Here is a 25,854-nt window from a genome sequence, read left to right as displayed (position 1 = left end):
TTTAAAGTGTCCGAAGAGCGTCTTCCAATGCTGTTTTCTGCTGGGTTTGTTCATCAATTTTCTTAATCACACGCGCTGGCACACCAGCTACAACAACATTTTCTGGCACATCTGTCGTCACAATAGCCCCTGCAGCGACGACAGAACCATTGCCAATCTGCACTCCTTCAATAACGACAGCATTGGCTCCAATCAAAACATTATCTCCCACGCGAACTGGCTCAGCACTGGCTGGCTCAATAACACCGGCAAGAACAGCCCCAGCACCCACATGACTGTTTTTTCCAACAATAGCTCGACCACCTAAAACGGCTCCCATATCAATCATCGTTCCAGCACCAATTTCAGCTCCGATATTGATAACAGCTCCCATCATAATCACAGCATTATCACCGATTTCCACCTGATCACGGATAATAGCTCCTGGCTCAATCCGAGCATTGACCTCGCGCTTGTCTAACAGCGGCACGGCAGAATTTCGAGCATCCTGCTCCACCACATAGGTTTTATTCTCTTCTAGGTTAACCAAAAGAGGTTTAATTTCCTCCCAGTCACCAAAGAGAACATTGCCCAATTTGACAACAGAATCCGGCACTTCGCCCGCTAATTTTCCTTCAAAAGTCACTTTTACATTTGTCTTTTTCTTAGCATCCGCTATAAACTGAATAATTTCCTGTGCGGTCATTTTAGTAGCTGGCATAAGCATTCCTCACTTCGATTTAGTATTAAGAGTTATTATAACATAAAATCAAGCATTTCATCATATAAAGCAAAAACACCACAAGCTTAACACATGTGATGTTTTCGTTAAATTTATTGGATGTTTTTCAACATATTTTCGATGTGCTCAATAGATTTTTCACGTCCAAGCAGGTAAATGGTGTCTGGTAATTCTGGACCGTGCATTTCGCCTGAAACAGCAATACGAATTGGCATAAAGAGATTTTTGCCTTTGATACCCGTTTCTTTTTGCACTGCCTTGATTTGTGGGAAGATATTTTCTGACTTGAAGTCTTCATCACTCATAGCTTCCAATTTTTCTTTGAATGCTTTCAAAACAGTTGGTACTGTTTCGCCTGCCATAAACTCTTTTTCTTCTGCCGTTAGCTCTGGAAAATCTTCAAAGAAAAGGTCTGTGAGCGGTACGATTTCATCTACAGACTTCATTTGTGGTTTGTAAAGTTCAACCAATTTTTCAGCTTTGTTAGTCAAACGACCAGCCGCTTCCAAGTAAGGTTTCGCCATATCAAAAATGGTTTCAAAATCCGCATTTTTAATGTATTCATTACTCATCCAGTCTAATTTCTTTTGGTCAAAAGCTGCTGGTGACTTGCTGAGACGATGTTCATCAAAGAGTTGGATCAATTCTTCGCGAGAGAAGATTTCATTTTCACCGCCAGGATTCCAGCCAAGCAGAGCGATAAAGTTAAAAACAGCTTCAGGCAAGTAGCCTTTCTTACGGTAATCCTCGATAAATTGAAGGGTGTTTGTATCACGTTTGGACAATTTCTTACCCGTTTCAGAGTTGATAATCAAGGTCATGTGACCAAATTGTGGCGCTTCCCAACCAAGTGCTTCATATACCATGAGCTGCTTAGGTGTATTAGCAATGTGGTCATCTCCACGGATAACGTGAGAAATTTTCATCAGGTGGTCATCCACCACAACCGCAAAATTATAAGTTGGATAACCGTCTTTTTTCTGGATAACCCAGTCACCACCGATGTTACCACCTTCAAATTCAATCTCACCTTTGACAAGATCGTTCCACTTGTAAATACCAGATTCATTGACTGCAAGACGGACTGTTGGAACGATTCCTTTAGCTTCACGTTCTGCGATATAAGCCGCTTTTTCATCTTCAGACATTCCCAGATATTCATTGATGTAACGAGGTGTTTCTCCAGCAGCTTCCTGACGTTCACGCTCTGTTGCCAACTCTTCCTCCGTCACGTATGACTTGTAAGCCAAGCCTTTTTCAAGTAACTCATTGATATAACCTTGGTAAATGTCCAAGCGTTCAGATTGGCGATATTTTTCATGCGTTTCTGGACTCTCATCCCAATCAATTCCTAACCAACGCAGATTTTCCAACTGCGAACGCTCCCCGTCTTCCACATGACGTTTACGGTCAGTATCTTCAATCCGAATGATAAAAGTTCCGCCGTAGTGACGAGCGTAAAGATAATTAAAGAGCGCAGTCCGCGCATTTCCGATGTGTAACAGTCCCGTTGGACTTGGTGCATAACGCACACGAATTTGATTCGCCAATTGTATGTCTCCTAATTTTTATCTTATATTTTCAACAGGAAAAACCTGTTTTTATTTCAAACGTTACTATTATACCACATAGTTGTCGAAAAGAAATAACAGAAACGATGAAACTTTATTATTCTTCCAATCATTTACAGAAGGTGGGCGAAAGGAAAACTTTCGATACAGAATTCCTTAGCAATGTAGAGTCCGTTGTCTGGCTCACCTATCAATTCAATGCTCAGTTACACTAATTTACCCAAACACCTTCTTCAATACTTCACCAATCGTTGTTACACCAATAACTTCAATAGTTTCGGGAATGTTCAATCCGTTCAGAGAGTTTTTAGGAGCGTAAACTTTGGTGAAGCCCAGCTTAGCAGCTTCATTGATGCGCTGCTCAATGCGATTGACACGGCGGATTTCACCCGTCAGACCGATTTCACCAATAAAACATTCTTGTGGATTCGTTGGCAAATCTTTATAACTCGAAGCAATTGCAACGGCAACAGCTAAGTCAATAGCTGGCTCATCTAATTTGACACCGCCTGCTGACTTGAGGTAGGCATCTTGATTTTGCAATAATAACCCTGCTCGCTTTTCCAAAACAGCCATAATCAGACTAGCACGATTGAAATCCAATCCTGTCGTTGTCCGCTTGGCATTGCCAAACATGGTCGGCGTCACCAAAGCCTGCACTTCCGCAAGGATTGGACGCGTCCCCTCCATAGTCACCACGATAGAAGAGCCTGTCGCCCCATCTAAACGCTCCTCTAAGAAAACCTGGCTAGGATTGAGTACTTCAACCAGACCACCTGACTGCATTTCAAAAATACCGATTTCATTCGTGGAGCCGAAGCGGTTTTTGACCGCCCGCAAAATACGAAAAGTATGCTGCCGCTCACCCTCAAAATAAAGTACCGCATCCACCATATGTTCCAAAGTTCTAGGTCCAGCCAAGGTACCTTCCTTGGTCATATGTCCGACAATAAAGGTGGCAATATTGTTGGTTTTTGCCAGCTGCATCAGCTCCGCTGTCACTTCTCGCACTTGCGAAACCGACCCTTGCACGCTGGAAATTTCTGGCGATAGAATCGTCTGAATGGAATCTATAATCAAAAAATCTGGTTTGATTTTTTCAATCTCAGCACGAATACTCTGCATATTGGTCTCCGCATAGAGATAAAATTCACTGTCAATATCGCCTAAACGTTCCGCGCGCAGCTTAATCTGCTCGGCTGACTCTTCCCCACTGACATACAATGCTGTTCCCTTGTGAGAGAGTTGGGTCGAAACCTGCAATAAAAGGGTAGATTTCCCAATGCCGGGATCTCCTCCGATTAGAACTAAACTTCCTGGCACCACACCGCCGCCCAAGACGCGATTAAATTCATCCATATCTGTCTTGGTACGGTTGACATTGATAGAAGTCACCTCCGCTAACTTCATCGGTCGACTTTTTTCACCTGTCAGAGAAACACGCGCATTCTTAACCTCTGCAACTTCGATCTCTTCCACAAAAGAAGACCAAGCCCCACAGTTAGGGCAGCGCCCTAGATATTTGGGGGAATGATATTCACAATTTTGACAAACAAATGTCGCTTTTTTATTGGCTATGATAGATTCCTCTTTCTTAATGCCCAGTACTTCCAAAACCACCTGTCCGTACACCGTCTGCTTCATCATTATCAGTAAGCAAAAATGGTGCAAAGACAGCTTGAACGATACGATCTTCTTCTTCTAAAACCACTTCTTGATCTGTAATGTTCTGCATTTGCGCAAAAATGTGCCCTTCATTTCCCGGATTGCCATAGTAATCCCCGTCAATAACGCCCACAGAGTTAATCAACACCAATCCTTTTTTACGTGGATTAGATGAACGATCATAAAGATAAAGCACCTCACCAGCCTGCATATAGGCCTTGACACCTGTTGGCACCAATTTAATCTCTTTGGGCGCAATTACTGTGCGTTCTGCCACTTTTAAGTCATAACCAGCCGCATGAGTCGTCTCACGCTTTGGCAGTAAATTTTCATTTGTAAAGCTTGAAACAAGCTCAAAACCACGAATTCGCATCTTTTTCTCTTTTCTACTTTTGCTTCCCCTATTATACTAAATTCGTAAAAAACACGCAAAATGCAGGTCATCCTTCAACCTGCACTTTTTAAGTTATTTCAATTCATTCAAAAATCGAATGACTTGCTCGTTGGCATCCACCTCAGCTTTCATCCCAAAAGGAACAATTGCTCTTGGGGTAGCATGTCCAACATTTAAATTATACAAAATAGGAATATCCGTATCAATGACATCCAGCAGAATTTGCTTGTACTCATCATAGTAAGTTTCATCCATTGGCTTTCCAACAAGTACACCATTTAAAACAGAAAAAATCCCTGTCGCCTTTAAGGCTTCTAGCATTTTTCGATATAAAATTGGTTCTGGTTTTTCCTCACTGGTTTCTAACAAAAGAATTTTTCCTTTCCACTCTGAAAGACTGGGAAAGAGCTGATAGTGAGCACACAGTTCAATCGTATCCTCATGTCTTGTATTATCAAATATCTGATAGAGCGACTCTAAACAGCCTCCTAAAATTTCCCCTTCAAATGTTGCTTTTCCTTTCAGCAATTCAAATCTCTGATTTTCATGGCGAGTCCGCTTCGTTCCTAAGGCTTTTTCACTAAAATCCATCCTCTCATCATACCAGACATTGCTCGGTCTGATTTCAGAGATAGTCCCTGTTCCAATCAGTTCTTTAAAATATGAAAGCGTATAAGGCAGCATTTCTTCCTCTAACTCACAAACATCAGCAAGAAAAGATTGTCCATAAAAAGTCTTCACTCCCAACTTATGGAGCATGAGGTGATTCATAGTAGTGTCTGAAAAGCCTAAAAATACTTTCTGATTCACAACCTTTTTTAATTGGTTATCTTCAAACAAATAGGGTAGCAATCGATACGTATCATCTCCACCAATAGCACATAAAATCATATCAATTGAAGGATCTTCAAAAGCTTGAATCAAATCTTGCGCTCTCGATTCAGGATGGTCTTTCAGATAATCCATTCCTCTTTGTGCGTGCTCTAAAAACGTCACTTCAAGTCCCAAGTCTTTCAAGCGCTTCAATCCCAGCTCAACCTCATGTCTAACGAAATTTTCTCCTATAATCCCACTTGATAGACTAACGATTCCAACCGTCTTTATCATCTAATCTCCTCCCTTACTGATAATTTGAATCATTATATCACAAAATACAATCAACTAAAATGCTAAATGGCCAATATTCACAAAACAAAACATACTAAGATTAGTAGTGAAGAAATCTCCGACGGGAGAGAGTACTCACTGCTTTTTCTTTATGTTAAAGTAGAGGTGTCTTGTTAAGTCGAGGGTCTTTTTGACGCTTGATGTCGTACACAAAACTGGCAAGACACCTGTTTTAGGAAGAATGTTATCAAAGTATGTGGGACGCTTGACGTCGTGTATTGAAAATGACATCACTAAAACAAGGTATCATTCAAGACAAAGAGGGATTTATCATGCGGACTGTGTTTGGAATTGATGTGAGTAAGGCAAGTTCAGAGGTGGCTATTTTAGTGAATGGTGAGAAAGTTCATGGCTACACCATGCCCAACGATACCATCGGATTTGCACGTCTCTTGAGCGATTTAAAAACCGTCCAACACCCTGAAATCATCTTTGAGGCGACTGGGGTCTATTCTCGGCGCCTTCAGGCATTTCTGGAGGAGAATAACTACGCTTATACACGGCTCAATCCTTTGGAAGCTAAGAAGTAGCTAGACAGCTTGCGTGTCCGTAAAACGGATAAAATCGATGCAGAGAAGTTGGCACAGTCACAATTCGTCTTAAACCGTAAGCCAAGCTATGTGCAAGAGGAGGTTTATCAAGACTTGCGGGATTTGAGTCGTTTCTATCAGAATCTGACAGAGGATACCGTTCGTACTAAGAACCGCCTTCACAAAGTACTGCAAGTGACCTTCCCCGAACTGGAGTCCATCTTGTCAACACCAACAGGTGAACAATACTGGCAGCTGGTGAGGGCATTCCCATGCAAAGCTTTCGTCCCGAAGGGATCTGAGATGGAACTGACTACCATCATTCGGCAGTCTACAGCCAAACGCATCTCTGACAAGCGTGTCGCTTATCTGGTGAGGAAACTCATTGAACTAGCCAAACAGTCTTATTGTGCTACCAAGAAAACCTCTACCAGAATACGAGATTCTTCTCTCCATCCCTGGTATCGCTGAAACAACCGCCACCTCTATCATAGGCGAATTAGGAGATATCCGTCGTTTTCAGTCTCCCAATCAAATCAACGACTTTATCGAGATTGATCTGAGACACTATGAATCAGGGAACTATTTAGCCCAAGAACATATCATCAAGCGGGGCAATCCTTATGCCAGAAAGATTCTCTTCAAGACCATTCACAACATTGCTTCGGCCAGTCATACCAATCCTTGCCACATTGCGGACTTTTATGAGAAACGAAAAAGACAATCGCAGACGACTTCAACTAAGCCTCATACGATTGCCTCAATGCATCGCCTCATAAGGACAATGTATTACCTCATTACGCATAACAAACTTTACGATTACACTTTAACCCAAAATCATTAAAGCCGTCTATGCTCTATCATTGTAACACCTTATGAAAAAAATAGCTAGATAAGGTGTTGATTTTGTGTACTCTTTTTCCAATCAAAAGAGCCGAAAAGGGATAGGATAAACTATTAAAATCAAATCAATCATCAATTCTTTGACTGAAAAACATTGAATTGCTTGACAAATGGTAGAAAAATGGCTCCATAATCTCTGCAGTGGTGTTACCCACTACAGAAATTATAGAGCCAAAAAAGTTTGGAACTCCCCATTCCAAACTTTTTTACATCCCAAATCCTGTCACTGTCACTCCTAAAAGACGCACACCCTTTGTCTGCTCGTCCAAGCTATCATAAATCTCATGCGCAATGCGCTCAATCTGCTCTGCGTCTTGCGTCCTAGTCATCAAACTACGCCTTTTTGTCAATGTTGAAAAATCCGCATAGCGAATCTTTAGAACAATCGTCCTACCAGACTTTCCATGCTTTTTTAAACTACGAGCTACCTTTTGTGATAAAAGGGTCAGCTCCTTTTTTATGTCATCTTCGTTATGGAGCAATTTCCCATAAGTTCTTTCCTTGCCGATAGACTTACGAATACGGTTGACTTTTACTGGTGAATTGCTGATTCCTCTTGCCTTGCGGTAAAGGTCAAATCCAAACCGACCGAACAAATCAATCAAGGTCATCTCAGGAATTTCTAACAAATCTGCTCCTGTGTAAACGCCCATATCATGCAATTTTTCCACCGTCTTTTTTCCAACACCGTAAAACTTTGCCACATCCATTTGAGAGAGAAAAGATTCTGCTTCTTCTGGCAAAACAACTGTCAAGCCGTGAGGCTTTTCATAGTCACTAGCCATTTTTGCCAAAAATTTATTGTAGGACACACCAGCTGAACTGGTCAAATGAAGCTCTGTCCATATCTCGTGCTGGATTAGCTTGGCTATCTTGACAGCAGATTTCATACCCAGCTTATTTTTGGTCACGTCCAGATAGGCTTCATCAATACTGATTGGCTCAATCATATCTGTATATCGTTTAAAAATGGCTCGAATTTGCTGGCTGACTGCCTGATATTTTTCATAATTTCCCGAAATGAAAACCGCCTGTGGACAACGCTCATAAGCTTCTTTGGAGCTCATAGCTGAGTGAACACCAAAAGCTCGTGCCTCATAGCTACAGGTAGAAACGACTCCCCGCCCACCTGTTTGTCTGGGGTCATTCCCAATGATGACAGGTTTACCCTTTAACTTAGGATTATCTCTGATTTCCACCGAAGCAAAAAAGGCATCCATATCGATATGGATGATTTTTCGCGATGTGTCATTGATAAGCGGAAAAATTAACATACCGTCTCCTAGAATCTTTTAAAGCATAAATAAGCAAGTCACAATGACGAGAGTCTTCTTGTAATCTTTATTCACTAGGAGATAAACACTGCCGAATAGAAAACCAGCCAAACAAGTTAATATTCCTGTCAAGACACCTCCCTTTGACAAGATATGCATCAAGCCCCATGTCAAACCTAAGAGAATACCGCCATAGGGAATTTTATCATTTTTAAACCAAGTCTCAAAAGCTTTTTGTCCGAAAACCAGTACCAGAGAAATCAGGAAACTTTCAGCAGCATAGTAGATATATTGAAATAGAAACTTCAACCAACCTAAATGCTGAAATTCAATCGAAATTTTGAAACCCTTCCAATCCCAGTATTGGACAAGTGTAATAAGGATAAAACTCAAGACAATTGCCAACCATTGCCAAACAGATACAGTTTTTTTCTCCGTTTTCAAAAGGTCAAAGCCAGTTTGTTTTTTAGCCAGAGCAATAATACCGAAACCGAAACCAAACCAGCCCAAACTAGTCACTATCCAGTGAGCAATCATCTGAAACTTTGTTGCGTGATAAATTGAAATCCCCCAAAATCCTTCCACTGTCACCAGTAATAATTCAAATAAAAAGGCAGCAGTAGTATACAAAGCTAACCACAGAAAATCAAAGCCTGTAATATTTTTACTTTTGTTCATGATAAGTCCCCCTTAACTTTGTAAACTATCTAAGTTTATTAGATTCTTTTCCTGTTTTCATTTGACTTTTCAAAATTATAACACAGTTAACTCTAGTTGTCAAACTGTATTATAAAAGAAAGCGCTAAAAAGCCTGTTTTCTCCTTGTTGAAATCGGTTACTGTGTGGTATACTTGGTTTATAAATGTAACAGATTTGTGTTACTAGAAAGATACAAGAGGAAAAAAACATGGTTGTTAAAACTGTTGTCGAAGCACAGGATATTTTTGACAAAGCCTGGGAAGGCTTCAAAGGGGAAGATTGGCGCGAAAAAGCTAGCGTATCTCGTTTTGTACAAGCAAACTACACTCCTTATGACGGAGATGAAAGTTTCTTAGCTGGTCCAACTGAACGCTCTCTTCACATTAAAAAAATTATCGAAGATACAAAAGCACATTATGAAGAAACACGTTTCCCAATGGATACACGTGCTACTTCAATCGCTGATATTCCAGCTGGATATATTGACAAAGATAATGAATTGATTTATGGTATCCAAAATGATGAATTGTTCAAATTAAACTTCATGCCAAAAGGTGGTATCCGTATGGCGGAAACTGCTTTGAAGGAACATGGCTATGAACCAGATCCTAAAATGCATGAAATCTTCACAAAATACGTAACAACTGTAAATGACGGTATTTTCCGTGCCTACACAACAAATATCCGTCGTGCACGTCACGCACACACTGTAACAGGTTTACCAGATGCTTATTCACGTGGACGTATCATTGGTGTTTACGCACGTCTTGCTCTTTACGGTGCAGATTACTTGATGGCAGAAAAAGTCGAAGATTGGAATGCTTTAACTGAAATTGACGAAGAAACAATCCGTCTCCGCGAAGAAGTCAACCTTCAATACCAATCATTGAAAGAAGTTGTCCGCCTGGGTGACCTTTACGGACTTGATGTTCGTAGACCTGCAATGAATGTAAAAGAAGCTATCCAATGGGTGAATATCGCTTTCATGGCTGTCTGCCGTGTCGTAAATGGTGCTGCTACTTCTCTTGGACGTGTGCCAATCGTTCTTGACATTTATGCAGAACGCGACCTTGCTCGTGGTACTTTCACAGAATCAGAAATCCAAGAATTTGTTGATGACTTCGTCTTGAAACTTCGTACTGTAAAATTTGCTCGTACAAAAGCATACGATCAACTCTACTCAGGTGACCCAACCTTCATCACAACGTCTATGGCGGGTATGGGAAATGATGGTCGTCACCGTGTGACAAAAATGGACTACCGTTTCTTGAATACACTTGACAATATCGGTAACTCACCAGAGCCAAACTTGACAGTTCTTTGGACAGATAAATTACCATATGCATTCCGTCATTACTGCATGCACATGAGTCACAAACACTCTTCTATCCAATACGAAGGTGTAACAACAATGGCGAAAGATGGCTATGGTGAAATGAGCTGTATCTCTTGCTGTGTGTCACCACTTGACCCAGAAAATGAAGAACAACGCCATAACATCCAATACTTCGGTGCTCGTGTAAACGTATTAAAAGCTCTTCTTACAGGTCTTAACGGTGGTTACGATGATGTTCACAAAGATTACAAAGTATTTGATATTGACCCTATCCGCGACGAAGTACTTGAATTTGAATCTGTTAAGGCAAACTTTGAAAAATCACTTGATTGGTTGACAGACACTTATGTAGATGCTTTGAACATCATTCACTACATGACAGACAAGTACAACTACGAAGCTGTTCAAATGGCCTTTTTGCCTACACATCAACGTGCTAACATGGGATTTGGTATCTGTGGATTTGCCAATACTGTTGATACATTAGCTGCTATCAAATATGCTACTGTCAAACCAATCCGTGACGAAAATGGTTATATCTACGACTACGAAACTACTGGCGAATATCCACGTTGGGGTGAAGACGATCCTCGCTCAAACGAATTGGCCGAATGGCTGATTGAAGCCTACACAACTCGTCTTCGTAGCCACAGACTTTACAAGAACGCTGAAGCAACTGTATCACTCTTGACGATCACTTCCAACGTTGCTTACTCTAAACAAACTGGTAACTCACCGGTCCACAAAGGGGTATACCTCAACGAAGATAGTTCAGTGAACTTATCTAAATTGGAATTCTTCTCACCAGGTGCGAACCCATCTAACAAAGCTCGTGGTGGTTGGTTGCAAAATCTCAACTCACTAGCCAGCCTTGACTTTGGCTATGCAGCAGATGGTATCTCTCTCACTACACAAGTTTCACCTCGTGCTCTTGGTAAGACTCGTGAAGAACAAGTGGATAACTTGGTCACAATTCTTGACGGTTACTTTGAAAATGGAGGACAACACGTCAACTTGAACGTTATGGATCTTAAAGATGTCTATGATAAGATTATGAATGGTGAAGATGTTATCGTTCGTATCTCAGGTTACTGTGTCAATACCAAATACCTTACTAAAGAACAAAAAACTGAATTGACTCAACGTGTCTTCCACGAAGTGCTTTCAATGGATGATGCCCTTAGCTAATTCAATTCTATTCTCAAAAACCAGTTGGAAATTCCAGCTGGTTTTCTTCTTTTTTATGCTATAATAGAGGTATTGTTAGTTAAAAGAAAAGGGTGTAAAAATGGTGGAGAAAAGAGATGTAGAAAGGGAAGACAAATTTAATCTAACTGTTGATGTCCTGATGTTAGCAGGTACGCTTCTGCTTCAAAGTGGTTCTGAAATTTATCGGGTTGAAGATACCATGATTCGGATTGCTCATTCTCAAGGAATTATGGATTGTAATGCACTCGCAATGCCAGTTGCCATTTTCTTTTCAATTGAAAACACCAATATTTCGCGTATGAAACGCATTACTCATTCAAATTACAATATCGAAAAAGTGTGCGATGTCAATCAAGTATCGCGTGAACTGGTTAGCGGGGACATCAGTCTTGAAGATGCTTTTGAGAAATTAACTCAGCTAAAAAAGAAAAAGACACCTTACACAAACAGGCAACTGACATTTGCTGCTACTATTAGTGCCCCTTTTTTCTCTATAATGTTTGGTGGCAATCTCTATGATGCACTCGGCGCTGCTCTTGCGACCTTCTTTGGCTTTACCTTTTCTCTTTCGGTCAATAAATACGTGCGCATTCCTTTTATCACAGCTTTTGCAGGAGCTTTTATTTTTGGTCTGCTGGCACAGATCTGGGCGCGCTATTCTGGCTTTCCTTCCAGTGCGGACTTAATCATCGCTGGTGCTGTCATGCCTTTTGTTCCCGGTATTGCTCTGACCAATGCCGTGCGTGATTTGATGACCAATCATCTCAACTCCGGAATGAGCAAAATCTTTGAAACGCTGTTGATCACTTTGGCACTCGGAGCTGGCACTTCCGTAGCTCTCGTCTTAATGAAATAAAAGGTGAATCCATTGACTGTCTTACTACAAGCTGCAGCAAGTTTTCTTGCAATTGTAATGTTCTTAATCGTTTTAAATGTTCAAAAAAGAATGCTCATTCCAGGAGGAATCCTTGGAATGTTCATCTGGCTTTTGTATTATGTATTAAAAGGTCCAACAAATGTGATTATTGCTACGTTTATCGCAGCTATTATCGGATCTTGCATTAGTCAAGTTTTGAGCATTCTTTATAAAACCCCTGCTGTCGTCTTTATCTTAGCCATTTTAGCTCCATTGGTTCCGGGCTATCTTTCTTATCGTACAACGGCCTATTTTGTCACTGGAGATTATAGTCATGCTATGGTTAATGCTACCTTGGTGGTGATTTTAGCCTTGGTCATTTCAATTGGAATGGCAAGTGGTACGGTGGTGCTCAGACTCTACCATTATCTGCAAAAGCATCGCTCCTCATAATTCGACATAACTCCTGAAAATGTCCCAAGTCTTTCTTTTCGCAAGAAGGCTTTTTTCTCAGTTTCCACTTTAATTATGATAAAATGGAATAGAATAAGTTTGGTATCAAACCGAAAAATATATAGAGGTAATGATGAACATTGGAATTGATAAAATTGGCTTTGCGACAGCCAATTACGTATTAAAATTAGAAAATTTGGCAGAAGCGCGTAACATTGACCCGGAAAAACTAAGCAAGGGACTTTTACTAAAAGAAATTAGTATTGCCCCTGTCACAGAGGATATTGTAACCATGGGAGCGAGTGCAGCAGCATCTATTTTGACCGAAGAAGATAAACAGGCTATTGACATGGTCATCATAGCCAGCGAATCTGGGATTGACCAAAGTAAGGCTTCTGCTGTTTTTGTTCATGGTTTGCTTGGAATTCAGCCATTTGCACGCAGTTTTGAAATGAAAGAGGCTTGCTACAGCGCTACTGCCGCACTGGATTATGCGAAGTTGCACGTCGAAAAACACCCTAACTCAAAGGTGTTGGTCATTGCAAGCGATATTGCCAAATACGGTATTGAGACACCAGGGGAGCCAACACAAGGAGCTGGAGCAGTGGCTATGCTCATCACAAGTAATCCACGGATTCTCAGTTTTAATGAAGACAATGTTGCTCAAACACGAGATATTATGGACTTTTGGCGGCCAAATTATTCGACAACGCCGTTTGTCAATGGCATGTATTCTACGCAACAGTATTTAGACAGTCTAAAAACAACTTGGGCAGAGTACCAAAAGCACAATCAAGTGTCCTTAAAAGATTTTGCAGCAGTTTGCTTCCATTTGCCTTATCCTAAATTAGCTTTAAAGGGTATGAAAAAGATTATGGATAAGAGTTTGCCAATTGAGCAGCAAGAGCAACTACAAGCGAATTTTGAGCAATCCATTCTTTACAGCCAAAAGGTAGGGAATATCTACACGGGCTCCCTCTTTTTAGGTCTCCTTTCCCTACTTGAAAATAGTACGACACTCAAAGCAGGTGACCGCATTGCGCTCTTTAGCTACGGAAGTGGAGCTGTATCAGAAATCTTTAGTGGGCAGCTCGTAGCAGGCTTTGAGCAACAGCTTGAAACCAATCGTATGGAAAAACTTGACAGCCGAACGCCTCTGAGCATTCCAGATTATGAGAAGGTATTTTTTGAAGAAGCAAAACTAGATGAAAATGGCTCTGCTAGCTTCACAGGCTATGAAAATCAAGACTTTGCCTTAGCAAAAATCGTAGAACACCAACGTACATACATCAAGGTGGAAAAATAATATGAAGATAAGTTGGACGGGCTTTTCCAAAAAATCATTGCAAGAACGTTTGCAAATTTTAAAAGACTATCACTTACTAAACGAGGATAATCAAACAAACCTTGAGCATAATCACATGCTCCCTCTATCAACAGCCGACCAAATGAGCGAAAATGTTTTGGCGACATTTGCTCTGCCCTACTCTTTCGTTCCTGATGTTGTGGTAGACGAGCAAGTTTATCAGGTACCTTTCGTAACAGAAGAGCCCTCTGTCGTTGCGGCTGCTAGCTTTGCAGCAAAAATTATTAAGCGCTCTGGAGGCTTCAAAACGACTATTCACAATCGTCAAATGATTGGACAGGTTGCTCTTTATCAAGTAGAAAATATTGAAGTGGCTATAAAAAATATCCAAAATCACAAGCAAGAATTGCTAGAGCTGGCCAATCAAGCACACCCGTCGATTGTCAACCGCGGAGGTGGTGCGCGTGATTTACGTGTAGAATGGCTAAATGGCGAAGCTGAATTTTTAGTCGTTTATCTAACAGTTGACACCCAAGAAGCTATGGGCGCCAATATCCTCAATACCATGCTAGAAGCGTTGAAAACACCATTAGAAGAGTTGACTGGCGGTGAAAGCTTGATGGCAATTCTATCAAATTATGCGACAGAAGCCTTGGTAACTGCCACTTGTGAAATTGATCTTCGTTTTCTTAGTCGAAATAAATCAGAAGCCATTGACATTGCTAAAAAAATCGTGCTGGCAAGCCAATTTGCCAAACAAGATCCTTACCGTGCCAGTACCCACAACAAAGGCATTTTCAACGGGATTGATGCTGTCGTATTAGCAACAGGAAATGATTGGCGGGCGATTGAAGCAGGCGCGCATACCTATGCTAGTAGAAATGGTTCCTATCAAGGATTGACTACTTGGTCAATCAAGGAAGCCACTCAAACGCTCTGCGGAGAGATTACGCTTCCTCTTCCCATTGCTACCAAAGGGGGCTCCATTGGGCTCAACCCTACGGTGGAAGTTAGCTTCGATTTGCTAAAACAACCAACCGCCAAAGAGTTAGCCAGTATTATTGCGTCTATCGGCTTAGCGCAAAATTTTGCAGCTCTAAAAGCGCTGGTCAGCACCGGTATTCAGCACGGTCACATGAAGCTACAAGCCAAATCTCTCGCTCTTTTAGCAGGAGCTAAGGATACAGAAATCGCTCCTCTGGTTTCTCAGCTCATTTCTGAGAAACATTTTAGTCTCAAAAGAGCACAAGAAATTTTAGAAAATATTCGTCAAAAATCATAGACAAAAAGAATCCGATAAGTGAAAAAACTCATCGGATTTCGTTATTTAGTTGACCTTGTGCTTCTCGCAAACGTCCATACAAAAGATACGGTACTTGTCTTAATTCCGGCAAATTTTGGCAACCAAGTGCACACATAATCAAGCGCAAATCTTCTTTCCAACCGTTTACAATCGTGATGACTTCATCCACTGAATATGTCTCAATCAATTCTAACATGGTGCGTGAAAGTCCTACAGCCTTAGCTCCTAACACAAAAGCCTTCACCATATCAAGCGGCTGCCGTACGCCACCACTCACCAAAATATCCATTTTATCCATCATCGGCTGAGCATTTAGTAAGGCTTGGAGTGTCGATTGCCCCCAATCATTGAGATAGTCTCGATTGCCACCGCGCCTGTTTTCAATATAGGCGAAGCTCGTTCCGCCACGACCAGAAAGATCAACCGTTCGAATACCGAGGTCATAAGCAGTTTCGATCGTTGCCAAATCCATACCAAAGCCAACCTCTTTCAATACTACTGGAACTGAACTTTGCTCTGCATAGTCTTTTAAATGTGCTCGCCAAGTTTTAAAAGAACGTTCTCCTTCTGGCATGAGCAATTCTTGCATGAGATTGACATGCACTTGCAAAAAAAGAGGATGAAGGTCTGTGATTGCCTGCTGCCCTGAGGAATACGGCTTATCCAGTCCAATATTCGTTGCAAGGAGCAGGTTTGGCTTATCTTGCTTGACAGTATATGAGTCATCTGTTGGATTATTCAAGGCAGCACTGTAAGAGCCTGTGACAAAAAGAATACCGCAAGCTTCTGCAACTTGTGCCAAGCACTGATTGATGCCCTTCCCTTTCTCACTTCCACCTGTCATAGCATTGATGTAAAACGGAAATTCCCAATCTCTGCCTGCAAACTGCGTCGTCAAATCAATCTCGTCCAAATCATACTTAGGAAGCGAGCAATGAATAAGCTCCATGTCATCAAAACTATTATAAGGCGAATCGTACTCAAGCGCATATCTTATGTGTTCGTCTTTGCGATTTTTATTCATCCATTCCCCACCTTTCCTTATATAAAAGGTCAATTCCTGCCCCCCGCCAACGTTCCACTAAGATTTGACTATCTGTCTCGCTAAATGACAATGCTATGCCGCAGTCACCACCGCCAGCACCGCTACTCTTTGCCACACAGTCCAATCCTTGACTGGCTCTTTTTAAAGCTCTCAGTTTTTCATTGTAAATAGCGGGGCTAAGTTCCGCCAATAGGTAGCTAACCTTTTCTAGGCTTTCTTTCATAATTTCCTTCTCACCAGCAAGCAGCGCCTTCTCCAGTCGAAGAACTTCTTCTTGTGTTTGTGTTAGAAAACTGGATGAAATTGCTGATTTGACCTGATTGATCAGATCTCTAGAAATAGCTGGTTCTTTTGTCCAGCCTACAAGAAAGTCAAACGTAAGTTGTGGTTGAATCCTCCGAATGACGTATCCCCAATCTTGGGATATTACCTGTTTTAAGGGCGACTCATTGATCTGCTCCGCTATTCTTTTGCGGTCAAAAGATTGGTAATAAATCAAATCTTCATAAGCGATACAAGCCACATCTCCCATTGAGCCATTGTCACCACGTTTAAGAAGAACATAGGCTGCTAGCTTAAAAGTTTCATCAGCAGATAAAGCTAGGTCATACAAGACTGCTATCGCGCGTATGGTTAAAACTACGACACTCCCACTAGAACCAAGACCAATTTTTTTCCCACCTCGCTCCATTTTTCCAGTAATGGTTAAGGAAAAGGGACGCAGTGAAATGGATCGACTTTGCAAAAACTCGTCCATGACGGCAACCGTGTCTTGAATCAGACAATAGTCATTATCAGGTGTCAAATCCACAGCATGGTCAAACATATCTGAAAACAACTGATAACGTTCAGAAAAATGAATTTTTCCCGTCATATAAATCGGAATATTTTTCAGAATCGCGCCTTGTCCCGCTGTCAATACAGAGTATTCCCCTGCCAAATACAATTTCCCACATGTTCTTACTGTTTTAGTCATCTGGCAATTCCTTCGTTTTAGAGACAATGAGGCGGTATTTTGTTGCAAATATCGGCACCAAATGCTCCAAATCTTCTTCCAAACACAGCACTTTTACATTTGGTCCTGCATCCATAGTGAAATAACAACGCTCTCCTTGACTGCGTAATTGTTTGATGAAGTCCATTGCTTCATAGCTTTTTTCGGTCAGGTAAGAAAAAGCTGGCGTTGCTGTCTTAGTGGTAGTATGCATGGCAAGCGCATTTTTTTCTGTTAATTCTCCCACCTTAGCAAAATCATTGTTAGACAAATAAGTCAGCATAGCTTTATAATCTTCTTCTGACTGTCTCACCCAATCCTCAAATGTCGTGGAGGTTTCTGCACAGCGTTTCATTCCCTCACGACTTGAAATCAGCTTTTTCTGATCGTACAAAACCAGCATTATCATCGCTAATTTCAAATCTGTCTTTACTGAATAAATCTCTCCGCTATCCTTGTCCCAAGCTGCAATCGGTCCATAAAAACTCCGTGAAGAAGATCCAGAAGCTAATTTTGCTTTTTGTGCTAGTTCTTTTGTGGACAAGTGCAATTCAAAAAAATCATTACAAGCCTTAACGAGCGCAGACAAACCACTCGAACTAGATGAAAGTCCTGCTGCTGTCGGCATATTATTGTTGGTATCAATTCGTACAAAACCAGCTCCTTGAGGACGAAAACGATCTACAATATTACTCATTTTTTTATGTTCGGCTTGATCTTGCAGAACACCATTGATGTAAAATTCATCTGACTGGGCACTCGCTGGTAAGCTAGACAGAGTTGTTTCTGTGTACATATTTTCCAAGGTCAAAGAAATACTGCTCGTCGCAGGAATTATCTTGACAGTATCTTTCTTACCCCAATATTTGATAATGGCAATATTGGCATAAGACCGCACCTTTACAGGCTTTCGATCCATGTGTTCACCGCTCCTTTCTCCCTCAATAAATCGGCTAAACTGACAGCCTTTTCTTTGCTCGCCACTAGAGCGATAATGCAGCCACCTAGACCACCACCACTCATTTTCGCACCAAGCGCTCCATTTTCTTGCGCTGTGGCAACAAGTCGATCGGCTTCAGGGCAACTCACGCCTAGATTTTTTAAGCTGAGGTGAGCTTCTGACATAGCTATCCCGATTCTCTCTAAATCTTTTACTTTCAAAGCTTCTTCAACTTCAGTGGTTAATTTTCCAAGCTGATGAAGGTAAGGCAAAGCGGTCATTCCTAGCTGCTCAACTTTTTGAATGGCCTCGCGCGTATTCCCATAAATCCCTGTGTCTGCAATCAAAAGATAAGCTCCAAGATTCGTCTCAAACTCTGAAAAACCAACATTTTTAATAAATTTAATAGCATGATCGCTCAAGCAAGTCTTAGCATCCAAACCACTCGGATTCATGTGGGCAATCATCTCTGCCCGATTGGCTAAAATCTCCAGAGTTTCCCTATCCAACTCCTGTTTATAATAGTCAAAAACAGCTCGAATCGCAGCAATACTCACTGCCGCAGAAGAACCCATTCCGCGCTTTTCAGGCACCATGGACTCAATCTCACAGCGAATATAAGCCTCTTGCACCCCTAGAAATTCCAAAGAAGCAAAAACCGCCATAGAAAGGGTATCTTCCTCATACAAAATCCACGCATGATCTGACGGCAAAATGCGACAAGTCACTTCAATATTAGTTAAAGGTAGAGACAAAGCAGGGTAGCCATAGACAACGGCATGCTCCCCTATCAAAATAATCTTACTATGTGCCCGACCGGCACCTACTTTTTTTGTCATATTCTCTCTCTACATCACAATACTTCATCTATTATTTTAATATAATTCATAGAAAAAAGCGATCGTTAGTAGTCAATTCCTTTTATATTCCAAACTAATTTATTTCAACTTTTAAAACAGCGAAAAAGAGCAGGAAATCCAGCTCTTATCCTAACTGTCTTCATTTTACAGATTTTGTTTAATCAAATCCATGAGCTCATTGCGGTCTAAAATCCATTGTGCACGTTCGTCTTTCTCATACGTTCGGTTGGAAAGGAAGATGACCGCTTTCTGCTGCAAACGATTAAACATAATAAATGTTCCTGTGTAGCCTGTGTGTTGCAACCACTCTTTGTCTAAATCCCAAGCAAGACTGCGTGTTTTTCCAATCTCCTTTGAGAAATTTTTTGTCAAAGTTGCTGCAAAGTCATCCTGTAAATAATGCTCCAAAAAGAGCTTCAAATCCCGAACTGTCGAAAACAAGCCTGCACTACCAGCGTGTCTGCCCAACACACGCGCTTTGGGGTCATGTACAATCCCTGCTTTCACACCGCGAACCGTTGGCACCGCTTGTGCGACAGGACCAAACGCTGTTTCTTTCATACCCCAAGGCTGAAAAATTTTCTGTTCAAAAATGTCACTCAAAGCAGAATGAAAAATTTCTTCTACCATAAAACCCAGCAATAAAAAATTCACATCAGTATAACGAAAACGCTTGCTATCAAGCACTTTCAAATGATTTAGCGCCTCTTTCAATTCAGCCGCATTGAGTGCATCTCGATTGGGGATAAAGGGATCTAGCCCTGATGTGTGAGTAGCCAGCTGACCTACCGTGACAGAATTGTCATGAAAAGCGGGATAATATTGTGTCAGAGGCGCATCTAAATCGAGTTTTTTCTCATGGAATAGAAAAGCCAAAATCGTTCCGACACCTACAACCTTACTGACACTTGCTAAGTCATAGACCAGTCCTGCTCGGCTTTTCTCACTGCGCTCAGGATTGCTCTCACCAAGATAATATTCTTGCCACTCTCCACGAGTATACAAAGCTAAGCTAGCTCCAGGATAGATTTGTTGTGCTATCTGTTCTTCGACTTTTGAGAGAATCTTGCTTGAACTCATACCGCTTCAATCCAAACTTCAATTTGGCTCTCATCTTTGGTCAGGAAAAATTTGCCCGATTTAGGAACAAAAATTTCTCTTCCTTGAGATAAATCGCGCAACGCTTCCACATCAAATTGCTCAACTGTAAATTTAATCATTGCCAAATCCCAAGTTTGAGTACTCTCCGTCAATAAATCTGCTCCGCTTGCTTGTGAGAATGTTAGAACAGGCTGATTTCCTAACCATTCCTGATAAAAAGTGACTGCTTTTTTCTCATCTGGAACATTGATGTGAATCTGCTCTATAGTAAATTGGCTGAGCCCTACAAAACCCTCTAGCGGTGCGAATGCTGGTGCGATCATTATTCTCTGTAAGGTTGTCCAATCTTCCTCGCTATGCAGTAAAAACGTATCTCCTTCCGGCGAAGTTGCTTCAAAAGCATAGCCATTGTCACCTTGGTAAAGATAATCGACTTTGCTACCACGCGCCAAAAGTGCTTCAATTTCTCGTGGATTAGCTACTTTGATGACAATTTTCGCTAATTTCTTAGTTCCAACAACTTTACGAGTGCGCATACTAGGCGACTCTTCTAGCTGCAATTTTTCAACTTTTGTCTGATCTCCAAGACTGACAAAAGCTCCTTCCTCTAGCAAATTTTTCATTCCCAAAGTTTGACAATAAAATGCGAGATTGTTTTTTCGATTATTGATTTTTAATACTGGTATCGTATTTACAATTTTATTTGTTGAACACATAAATTCCTCCAAGCCTTTCTATTTTAAATAATTTTTGTGTATTTTACAAATATTTATGTAAAAATAGAAAAAATTATGCTATTACTGATAAATATTTTGTGCCACTACCAGCTCATTTGCTGACTCAAATTCATATTGAAGGTAAGACTGATAAGTTCCCGGCGCAATAATCCCACGCATATCTAAAATGGCTGTTCCAGCCTGTCCGATAATGCTATCGGCTAGCAGACAGCAATTGGTAGACAGGATAAAATAAGTCTTAAAACGACTTGTTTTAAACTTATATAAACGAGCATTCAACTCATGTTTCAATTTATAAGCATACGTGCGCTTACCATCTTTCAAATCCGCCGGTGGATCCCACACTTCCAACAACTCATCAATCTCAGCCAACCGTTTCTCCACAGCTAGCTTTTGCTCATCTGTCAAAGATAACCCATAACCAAACAAGGTTTTTTTGCTTTCTTCTTTGCACAAGTCAATATAAGCGTCTTTATCTACTTTAAACAAGACACCATCTCCAATCGTGCCGAATAAACGCTCTGAAAAAACATCATAACTACCATAGGAAATAACTTTTCCTTTATAGCAAATATCAACGTGTCCAATCATCCCAAAAAGATTCTGGTCTGACGTATGGATTAGCACCTCTAAGTCAATGGGCTTTTCTTCGTCTCGGATACTACTATAAACCTTTTGTGGTTTCTTTTTTTCACCTTGTAAAAAACGATTAAAGCGATTCAGTTGCTCTGCTGGGAAAAAGGCAGCGATAATGATAGGCAGGTTAATCCGAATACGGCGTCGAAGTTGTTTTTTCTCCACATCGGTGTTGAACATAAGACCATCTCGAACATTAGAAAAGCCTAGTAATATCAGATAAATACCAACAATCAAAAATTGCATCCTACCATCCGTGCTAGGAGAAAAGACAGTTGTCAGTCCAATCCCACTATAGAGCAAGGTATCAAAAAGATAACGAAAACCACCTTTTAACTTATTCTGTCGATAAAGAAGATATGTAATACCATAGATTGCCGCTGTACACAGCTGATAACAGCCCAATATAATAATGACAATATTGACTGGCAGATTGCTGGCACGGTTAAGAAAGCCAACAACCAGTCCCACCAAAACATGGAGGAGGGCAGAACCAAGACTGATACGATTTTTCTTCACTAAGAAACGGAAAAAAAGATTGATAACTCCGACAAATAAAAAGTAAATGACCAATAAATCTAGGGCAAATTTTGTAAAATCAACACCGTTTGCAATAATAATAGCGCCAAAAAGAATCGCCAAAATACCGAACAATAGAGTCCGTCTCCCACTTAGTTTATCTAATTCCATTTCATCTCTCCCAAACAAAAGGTAGGAATGAGACAAAAATTGCTACTTTGCAAAAAATCAGTTTTGCTGTCTCACTCCCATTATTGTTGTTATCCTTACTCTTTAGTATAGCATTTTATATTGGCAAGCGTCTAGTCACTTATCTATTTTTTCGCTCAATCTTATCTCTTCGTTATCAAAAAACGGCTCGTAATGAACCGTTTCTTTTTTGACAACTTATCCATAAATCATCTTGTAAAGTGCTACTGCAGCAATACCGGCAAGGATTGGAGATACAACTGGTACCCAAGCATACCACCATTTTGAATCTCCTTTGTGCTCACCAAGAACTGATTTTGGAAGAAGGAAATGAAGAATACGTGGGCCTAAGTCACGTGCAGGGTTCAGACCTGGACCTGTAGGACCACCAAGTGACGTTACCAATGCCATGACAAGGAAACCAAGTGCTAAGTGGGCAACAGCAAGTCCGGCATTGATGTGAGAACCAATTGCAACTTTTCCTTGGATTTGAGTAGCATCCACTCCACGAGTAGCAGCATATTTAACAACTTCTGCACCGAAATAGTTTTTGGTCATGGCCATTGCTGCAAAGAACAAGATAAATGAACCAATAAATTCATTGACAAAACCATTTATCATAGAAGCACCATGTGATTTCTTGCTTCCATCATCCGTATTTACAATAGTTGAGAATGATCCCAAAATCGAATTAGGATTTGTTGTTTGTAAATAGTAAGGGCGGTGACTCGCTACTACTAATGCTTGTCCAAATATCGCCCCCAATAATTGTGCAATAATGTAAGGCACAACTTGTGCCCAAGGGAAGTATCCGCTAATTGCAAGTCCTAGTGTGAATGCAGGATTGATATGGTTTCCTGATACATTCCCAAACATAAGAGCAGGAATCATAACCCCCATACCATAACCAACTGCAATGACTAACCAGCCACTTTGATGACCTTTCGTTCCCTTTAATTCAACATTGGCAACAGCCCCGTTCCCCAAAATAATGAGAATTGCCGTTCCAAGAAATTCTGTGATATATTTCACAGTCCATGTGACATCCATTTTTATTCTCCTCTTTAATTAAAAAAATTTTAGACAAATCCTATTTTATCAGTTACAATGGATAATGTAAAGGTTATTTTTTGACAAAGTGTAAAAAAGGAGTAAAAATATGCGCTATAATCAGTATAGTTATACACCAGAAACAAACAAAAAAATGCTGGCTGAAATGGAAAGCATTGGATTTTCTTTCCACCCAGAGTATTCTGATAAAGAAAATTTAGAGACTTTTGTACGTAGAACTCTTTTTAATTATAAACATACAGACTATGCTTTAAAGTCTTTGGTTGCCAATTCAAATACAGACTTACTCAGCTTTTTTACGTCCAATCAGGAATTGACAGCAGAGATTTTTTATACCATTATTTTTCAATTGCTGGGATTTGTGCCCTTTGTTGATTTTGACGATGTAGAAACATTCCGCAAGGACGTAAACTTTCCCATTACCTATGGAAATTTGCTCGAAAACCTCTATCAATTGCTCAACACACGCACCAAAAACGGCAATCTCTTGATTGATAAACTAGTGAGCGACGGCTTGATCCCTGAAGACAATACCTACCACTATTTCAATGGTAAAAGTCTTGCAACCTTTACTAGCCATAATGCTATCCGCGAAGTGGTCTATGTGGAATCGCGCGTGGATACCGACGAAGATGGGCTGCCTGATTTGATTAAGGTCAGCATCATTCGTCCTCATTTTGACGGACAAATTCCTGCTGTCATGACTGCTAGCCCTTATCACCAAGGAACCAACGACAAAGCCAGCGACAAAGCGCTCTATAACATGAATGTGGATTTGGCTAAAAAAGAAGCTGGAAAAATCACTGTTCGTGACCCAGAAATTCACTTGATTGAAACGCAAAAGGAAGCTGTATTAGCGGAGCAAGCAGAAGAAACACTCGGTCATATCGGAACTTATACACTCAATGACTACCTTCTTACTCGTGGTTTTGCTAATTTATATGTATCAGGTGTGGGAACAAAGGACTCTGACGGTCTCATGACGAGCGGAGATTATTATCAAATCGAAGCCTATAAAAACGTTATTGATTGGCTCAATGGCCGCTGCCGTGCGTTCACAGACCATACCAGACAACGAGAAATCAAAGCCACTTGGTCCAATGGAAAGGTTGCTACAACAGGAATCTCTTACCTCGGAACTCTGTCAAATGGGCTAGCTACAACTGGCGTAGATGGTCTTGAGGTCATTATTGCTGAAGCTGGCATTTCTTCTTGGTACAATTATTATCGTGAAAATGGTTTGGTGACAAGTCCTGGGGGCTATCCTGGTGAAGATTTTGACTCTTTGACAGAATTAACTTACTCACGCAATCTTCTAGCCGGCGAACGCCTTCGCCACAACACCGAGTATCAATCAAGTCTGAAAACATTAAAAGAAAATCTCGACCGCAAAACGGGTGATTATAATCAATTTTGGCATGACAGAAACTATCTGCTTCACGCGCACAAGGTCAAAGCCGAAGTCGTCTTCACTCATGGCTCCCAAGACTGGAATGTCAAGCCGCTCAATGTGTACAACATGTTCCACGCCCTGCCACAAAACATCAAAAAGCATTTGTTTTTCCACAACGGCGCTCACGTTTACATGAACAATTGGCAATCCATTGACTTTCGTGAATCCATGAATGCACTTCTCAGCAAGAAACTGCTAGGCTACAATTCTCACTTTGAATTGCCAACCGTAATCTGGCAAGACAATAGTCAAGCACAAAGCTGGTTGTCACTAGAGACTTTCGGCAATCCAGAACACTACACTCATTTCAATCTAGGTAGTACTACTCAAGATATTCAAAATGCTTACTCTGAGACGGACTACAAGCGTTTCAGCAAGACCTATCAAACCTTCAAAAATGAACTCTTTGACGGAAAAGTCAATCAAGTGACCGTTGACTTCACCTTAGAAAAAGACCTTTTCCTTAACGGCCCCGTCAAGCTCAATCTGCACCTTAAATCCAGCACCGATAAAGGCTTGATTTCCGCACAGCTGTTAGATCTTGGACAAGCTAAACGTCTCACCCCAATTCCTGGCGTCCTTGCACCAAAAGTCATGGACAATGGTCGCTTTTATATGCTGGATCATTTAATGGAATTGCCTTTCAAAGAGACACCGCATCGCGTTGTGACAAAAGGATTTCTCAATCTGCAAAACCGCAATAATCTGCTAACCGTCGAAGAAGTCACACCAGACCAATGGTTGGAATTTTCTTTTGAATTGCAGCCAACCATTTACAAAATGAAAATAGGCGATACACTTCGCCTCGCCCTTTACACAACCGACTTTGAGCACACCGTCCGCGATAATACCGACTATCATTTGACCATTGACCTAGCAAACTCTAGCTTAGATGTGCCAGATATGGTAAAATAAGATGTTA

General features: G+C 40.9%; 21 protein-coding genes and 1 pseudogene. 7 read left to right on the top strand and 15 right to left on the bottom strand.

Features of this window, described 5'->3' with window-relative positions:
- Window position 1: 1 nt before the first annotated feature.
- The 5 genes from dapD to EL087_RS00895 form a co-directional block, all read right to left on the bottom strand.
- Entirely contained in the window at window positions 2–700 is a 699-nt protein-coding gene (dapD, locus tag EL087_RS00915; protein WP_003039207.1) for a 2,3,4,5-tetrahydropyridine-2,6-dicarboxylate N-acetyltransferase, read from the bottom strand.
- Window positions 701–813: 113 nt separating this feature from the next.
- The gene (gltX, locus tag EL087_RS00910; RefSeq protein WP_126406196.1) at window positions 814–2,271 is read right to left on the bottom strand and encodes a glutamate--tRNA ligase; all 1,458 of its coding nucleotides are present in this window, start codon (window positions 2,269–2,271) and stop codon (window positions 814–816) included.
- A 237-nt stretch (window positions 2,272–2,508) separates the two neighbouring features.
- Complete coding sequence (gene radA, locus EL087_RS00905) at window positions 2,509–3,906, bottom strand: DNA repair protein RadA (protein ID WP_126408110.1); 1,398 nt, start codon at window positions 3,904–3,906, stop codon at window positions 2,509–2,511.
- On the bottom strand, window positions 3,887–4,330 hold the full coding sequence (locus EL087_RS00900) for a dUTP diphosphatase (RefSeq protein ID WP_126406194.1): 444 nt from the start codon (window positions 4,328–4,330) through the stop codon (window positions 3,887–3,889). Before EL087_RS00900 ends, radA begins: the two co-directional genes overlap by 20 nt.
- Before the next feature lie 93 nt (window positions 4,331–4,423).
- Entirely contained in the window at window positions 4,424–5,458 is a 1,035-nt protein-coding gene (locus tag EL087_RS00895) for a S66 family peptidase (protein WP_126406192.1), read from the bottom strand.
- 332 nt (window positions 5,459–5,790) lie between these two features.
- Here EL087_RS00895 and EL087_RS00885 point away from each other — a divergent pair.
- A pseudogene (locus EL087_RS00885) lies at window positions 5,791–6,892 on the top strand (IS110 family transposase).
- 265 nt (window positions 6,893–7,157) lie between these two features.
- On the opposite strand, the gene dinB reads toward EL087_RS00885, so the two are convergent.
- On the bottom strand, window positions 7,158–8,225 hold the full coding sequence (gene dinB / locus EL087_RS00880; RefSeq protein WP_126406190.1) for a DNA polymerase IV: 1,068 nt from the start codon (window positions 8,223–8,225) through the stop codon (window positions 7,158–7,160).
- Between the two features lie 18 nt (window positions 8,226–8,243).
- Entirely contained in the window at window positions 8,244–8,903 is a 660-nt protein-coding gene (locus EL087_RS00875) for a hypothetical protein (RefSeq protein WP_126406188.1), read from the bottom strand.
- 229 nt (window positions 8,904–9,132) lie between these two features.
- On the opposite strand from EL087_RS00875, the gene pflB reads away from it, so the two are divergent.
- The 5 genes from pflB (at window position 9,133) to EL087_RS00850 (ending at window position 15,366) form a co-directional block, all read left to right on the top strand.
- Window positions 9,133–11,448, top strand: coding sequence for a formate C-acetyltransferase (pflB, locus tag EL087_RS00870; RefSeq protein WP_126406187.1), 2,316 nt, complete (start codon window positions 9,133–9,135; stop codon window positions 11,446–11,448).
- Between the two features lie 100 nt (window positions 11,449–11,548).
- Entirely contained in the window at window positions 11,549–12,325 is a 777-nt protein-coding gene (locus EL087_RS00865; RefSeq protein ID WP_126406185.1) for a threonine/serine exporter family protein, read from the top strand.
- Window positions 12,326–12,328: 3 nt separating this feature from the next.
- A complete protein-coding gene (locus tag EL087_RS00860) occupies window positions 12,329–12,778 on the top strand; it encodes a threonine/serine exporter family protein (protein WP_106382352.1) in 450 nt (149 codons plus the stop codon).
- Window positions 12,779–12,911: 133 nt separating this feature from the next.
- Complete coding sequence (locus EL087_RS00855) at window positions 12,912–14,084, top strand: hydroxymethylglutaryl-CoA synthase (RefSeq protein WP_126408109.1); 1,173 nt, start codon at window positions 12,912–12,914, stop codon at window positions 14,082–14,084.
- Between the two features lies 1 nt (window position 14,085).
- Window positions 14,086–15,366 carry a hydroxymethylglutaryl-CoA reductase, degradative gene (locus EL087_RS00850; protein ID WP_126406183.1) on the top strand — a complete coding sequence of 427 codons (1,281 nt, stop codon included), beginning with the start codon at window positions 14,086–14,088 and terminating at the stop codon, window positions 15,364–15,366.
- 28 nt (window positions 15,367–15,394) lie between these two features.
- Here the strand turns inward: EL087_RS00850 and fni are convergent, their stop codons facing one another.
- The 8 genes from fni to gla all read right to left on the bottom strand — a co-directional run bounded on the left by fni (window position 15,395) and on the right by gla (window position 23,458).
- The gene (fni, locus tag EL087_RS00845; protein ID WP_126406181.1) at window positions 15,395–16,411 is read right to left on the bottom strand and encodes a type 2 isopentenyl-diphosphate Delta-isomerase; all 1,017 of its coding nucleotides are present in this window, start codon (window positions 16,409–16,411) and stop codon (window positions 15,395–15,397) included.
- Window positions 16,404–17,408 (bottom strand): phosphomevalonate kinase, encoded by a 1,005-nt coding sequence (locus EL087_RS00840; RefSeq protein ID WP_126406179.1) that lies wholly within the window; start codon window positions 17,406–17,408, stop codon window positions 16,404–16,406. Before EL087_RS00840 ends, fni begins: the two co-directional genes overlap by 8 nt.
- Complete coding sequence (gene mvaD / locus EL087_RS00835; protein WP_126406177.1) at window positions 17,401–18,345, bottom strand: diphosphomevalonate decarboxylase; 945 nt, start codon at window positions 18,343–18,345, stop codon at window positions 17,401–17,403. Before mvaD ends, EL087_RS00840 begins: the two co-directional genes overlap by 8 nt.
- Entirely contained in the window at window positions 18,327–19,205 is an 879-nt protein-coding gene (gene mvk / locus EL087_RS00830) for a mevalonate kinase (protein WP_126406175.1), read from the bottom strand. Before mvk ends, mvaD begins: the two co-directional genes overlap by 19 nt.
- A gap of 165 nt (window positions 19,206–19,370) precedes the next feature.
- On the bottom strand, window positions 19,371–20,306 hold the full coding sequence (locus tag EL087_RS00825; protein ID WP_021001215.1) for a serine hydrolase domain-containing protein: 936 nt from the start codon (window positions 20,304–20,306) through the stop codon (window positions 19,371–19,373).
- A complete protein-coding gene (locus tag EL087_RS00820) occupies window positions 20,303–21,043 on the bottom strand; it encodes a CppA N-terminal domain-containing protein (RefSeq protein WP_126406173.1) in 741 nt (246 codons plus the stop codon). The genes EL087_RS00825 and EL087_RS00820 overlap by 4 nt, the downstream gene beginning before the upstream one ends.
- A gap of 81 nt (window positions 21,044–21,124) precedes the next feature.
- On the bottom strand, window positions 21,125–22,390 hold the full coding sequence (locus EL087_RS00815; RefSeq protein WP_126406171.1) for a DUF308 domain-containing protein: 1,266 nt from the start codon (window positions 22,388–22,390) through the stop codon (window positions 21,125–21,127).
- A 216-nt stretch (window positions 22,391–22,606) separates the two neighbouring features.
- Window positions 22,607–23,458: an aquaglyceroporin Gla gene (gla, locus tag EL087_RS00810; protein WP_126406169.1), complete on the bottom strand. Its 852-nt coding sequence runs from the start codon at window positions 23,456–23,458 to the stop codon at window positions 22,607–22,609.
- A 109-nt stretch (window positions 23,459–23,567) separates the two neighbouring features.
- Here gla and EL087_RS00805 point away from each other — a divergent pair, with 109 nt between their 5' ends.
- Window positions 23,568–25,847, top strand: a complete 2,280-nt coding sequence (locus EL087_RS00805; RefSeq protein ID WP_126406167.1) for a Xaa-Pro dipeptidyl-peptidase — start codon at window positions 23,568–23,570, stop codon at window positions 25,845–25,847.
- Window positions 25,848–25,854 lie beyond the last annotated feature (7 nt).

Origin of the sequence: Streptococcus milleri, from assembly GCF_900636525.1 — a bacterium.
GTDB lineage: Bacteria > Bacillota > Bacilli > Lactobacillales > Streptococcaceae > Streptococcus > Streptococcus hominis.
The sequence above is the reverse complement of the archived record's forward strand: the minus strand, read 5'-3'. Positions and strand labels throughout refer to the sequence as shown.

What these genes read in the sequence shown, in the direction of transcription:
- EL087_RS00840 (WP_126406179.1), bottom strand. Translation starts at nt 17,408, where the DNA reads ATGACTAAAACAGTAAGAACATGTGGGAAATTGTATTTGGCAGGGGAA.
- EL087_RS00820 (WP_126406173.1), bottom strand. Translation starts at nt 21,043, where the DNA reads ATGTGTTCAACAAATAAAATTGTAAATACGATACCAGTATTAAAAATC.
- EL087_RS00875 (WP_126406188.1), bottom strand. Translation starts at nt 8,903, where the DNA reads ATGAACAAAAGTAAAAATATTACAGGCTTTGATTTTCTGTGGTTAGCT.
- mvk (WP_126406175.1), bottom strand. Translation starts at nt 19,205, where the DNA reads ATGACAAAAAAAGTAGGTGCCGGTCGGGCACATAGTAAGATTATTTTG.
- EL087_RS00900 (WP_126406194.1), bottom strand. Translation starts at nt 4,330, where the DNA reads ATGCGAATTCGTGGTTTTGAGCTTGTTTCAAGCTTTACAAATGAAAAT.
- fni (WP_126406181.1), bottom strand. Translation starts at nt 16,411, where the DNA reads ATGAATAAAAATCGCAAAGACGAACACATAAGATATGCGCTTGAGTAC.
- EL087_RS00805 (WP_126406167.1), top strand. Translation starts at nt 23,568, where the DNA reads ATGCGCTATAATCAGTATAGTTATACACCAGAAACAAACAAAAAAATG.
- EL087_RS00865 (WP_126406185.1), top strand. Translation starts at nt 11,549, where the DNA reads ATGGTGGAGAAAAGAGATGTAGAAAGGGAAGACAAATTTAATCTAACT.
- EL087_RS00850 (WP_126406183.1), top strand. Translation starts at nt 14,086, where the DNA reads ATGAAGATAAGTTGGACGGGCTTTTCCAAAAAATCATTGCAAGAACGT.
- dinB (WP_126406190.1), bottom strand. Translation starts at nt 8,225, where the DNA reads ATGTTAATTTTTCCGCTTATCAATGACACATCGCGAAAAATCATCCAT.
- EL087_RS00815 (WP_126406171.1), bottom strand. Translation starts at nt 22,390, where the DNA reads ATGGAATTAGATAAACTAAGTGGGAGACGGACTCTATTGTTCGGTATT.
- mvaD (WP_126406177.1), bottom strand. Translation starts at nt 18,345, where the DNA reads ATGGATCGAAAGCCTGTAAAGGTGCGGTCTTATGCCAATATTGCCATT.
- EL087_RS00895 (WP_126406192.1), bottom strand. Translation starts at nt 5,458, where the DNA reads ATGATAAAGACGGTTGGAATCGTTAGTCTATCAAGTGGGATTATAGGA.
- gla (WP_126406169.1), bottom strand. Translation starts at nt 23,458, where the DNA reads ATGGATGTCACATGGACTGTGAAATATATCACAGAATTTCTTGGAACG.
- dapD (WP_003039207.1), bottom strand. Translation starts at nt 700, where the DNA reads ATGCCAGCTACTAAAATGACCGCACAGGAAATTATTCAGTTTATAGCG.
- EL087_RS00855 (WP_126408109.1), top strand. Translation starts at nt 12,912, where the DNA reads ATGAACATTGGAATTGATAAAATTGGCTTTGCGACAGCCAATTACGTA.
- pflB (WP_126406187.1), top strand. Translation starts at nt 9,133, where the DNA reads ATGGTTGTTAAAACTGTTGTCGAAGCACAGGATATTTTTGACAAAGCC.
- EL087_RS00825 (WP_021001215.1), bottom strand. Translation starts at nt 20,306, where the DNA reads ATGAGTTCAAGCAAGATTCTCTCAAAAGTCGAAGAACAGATAGCACAA.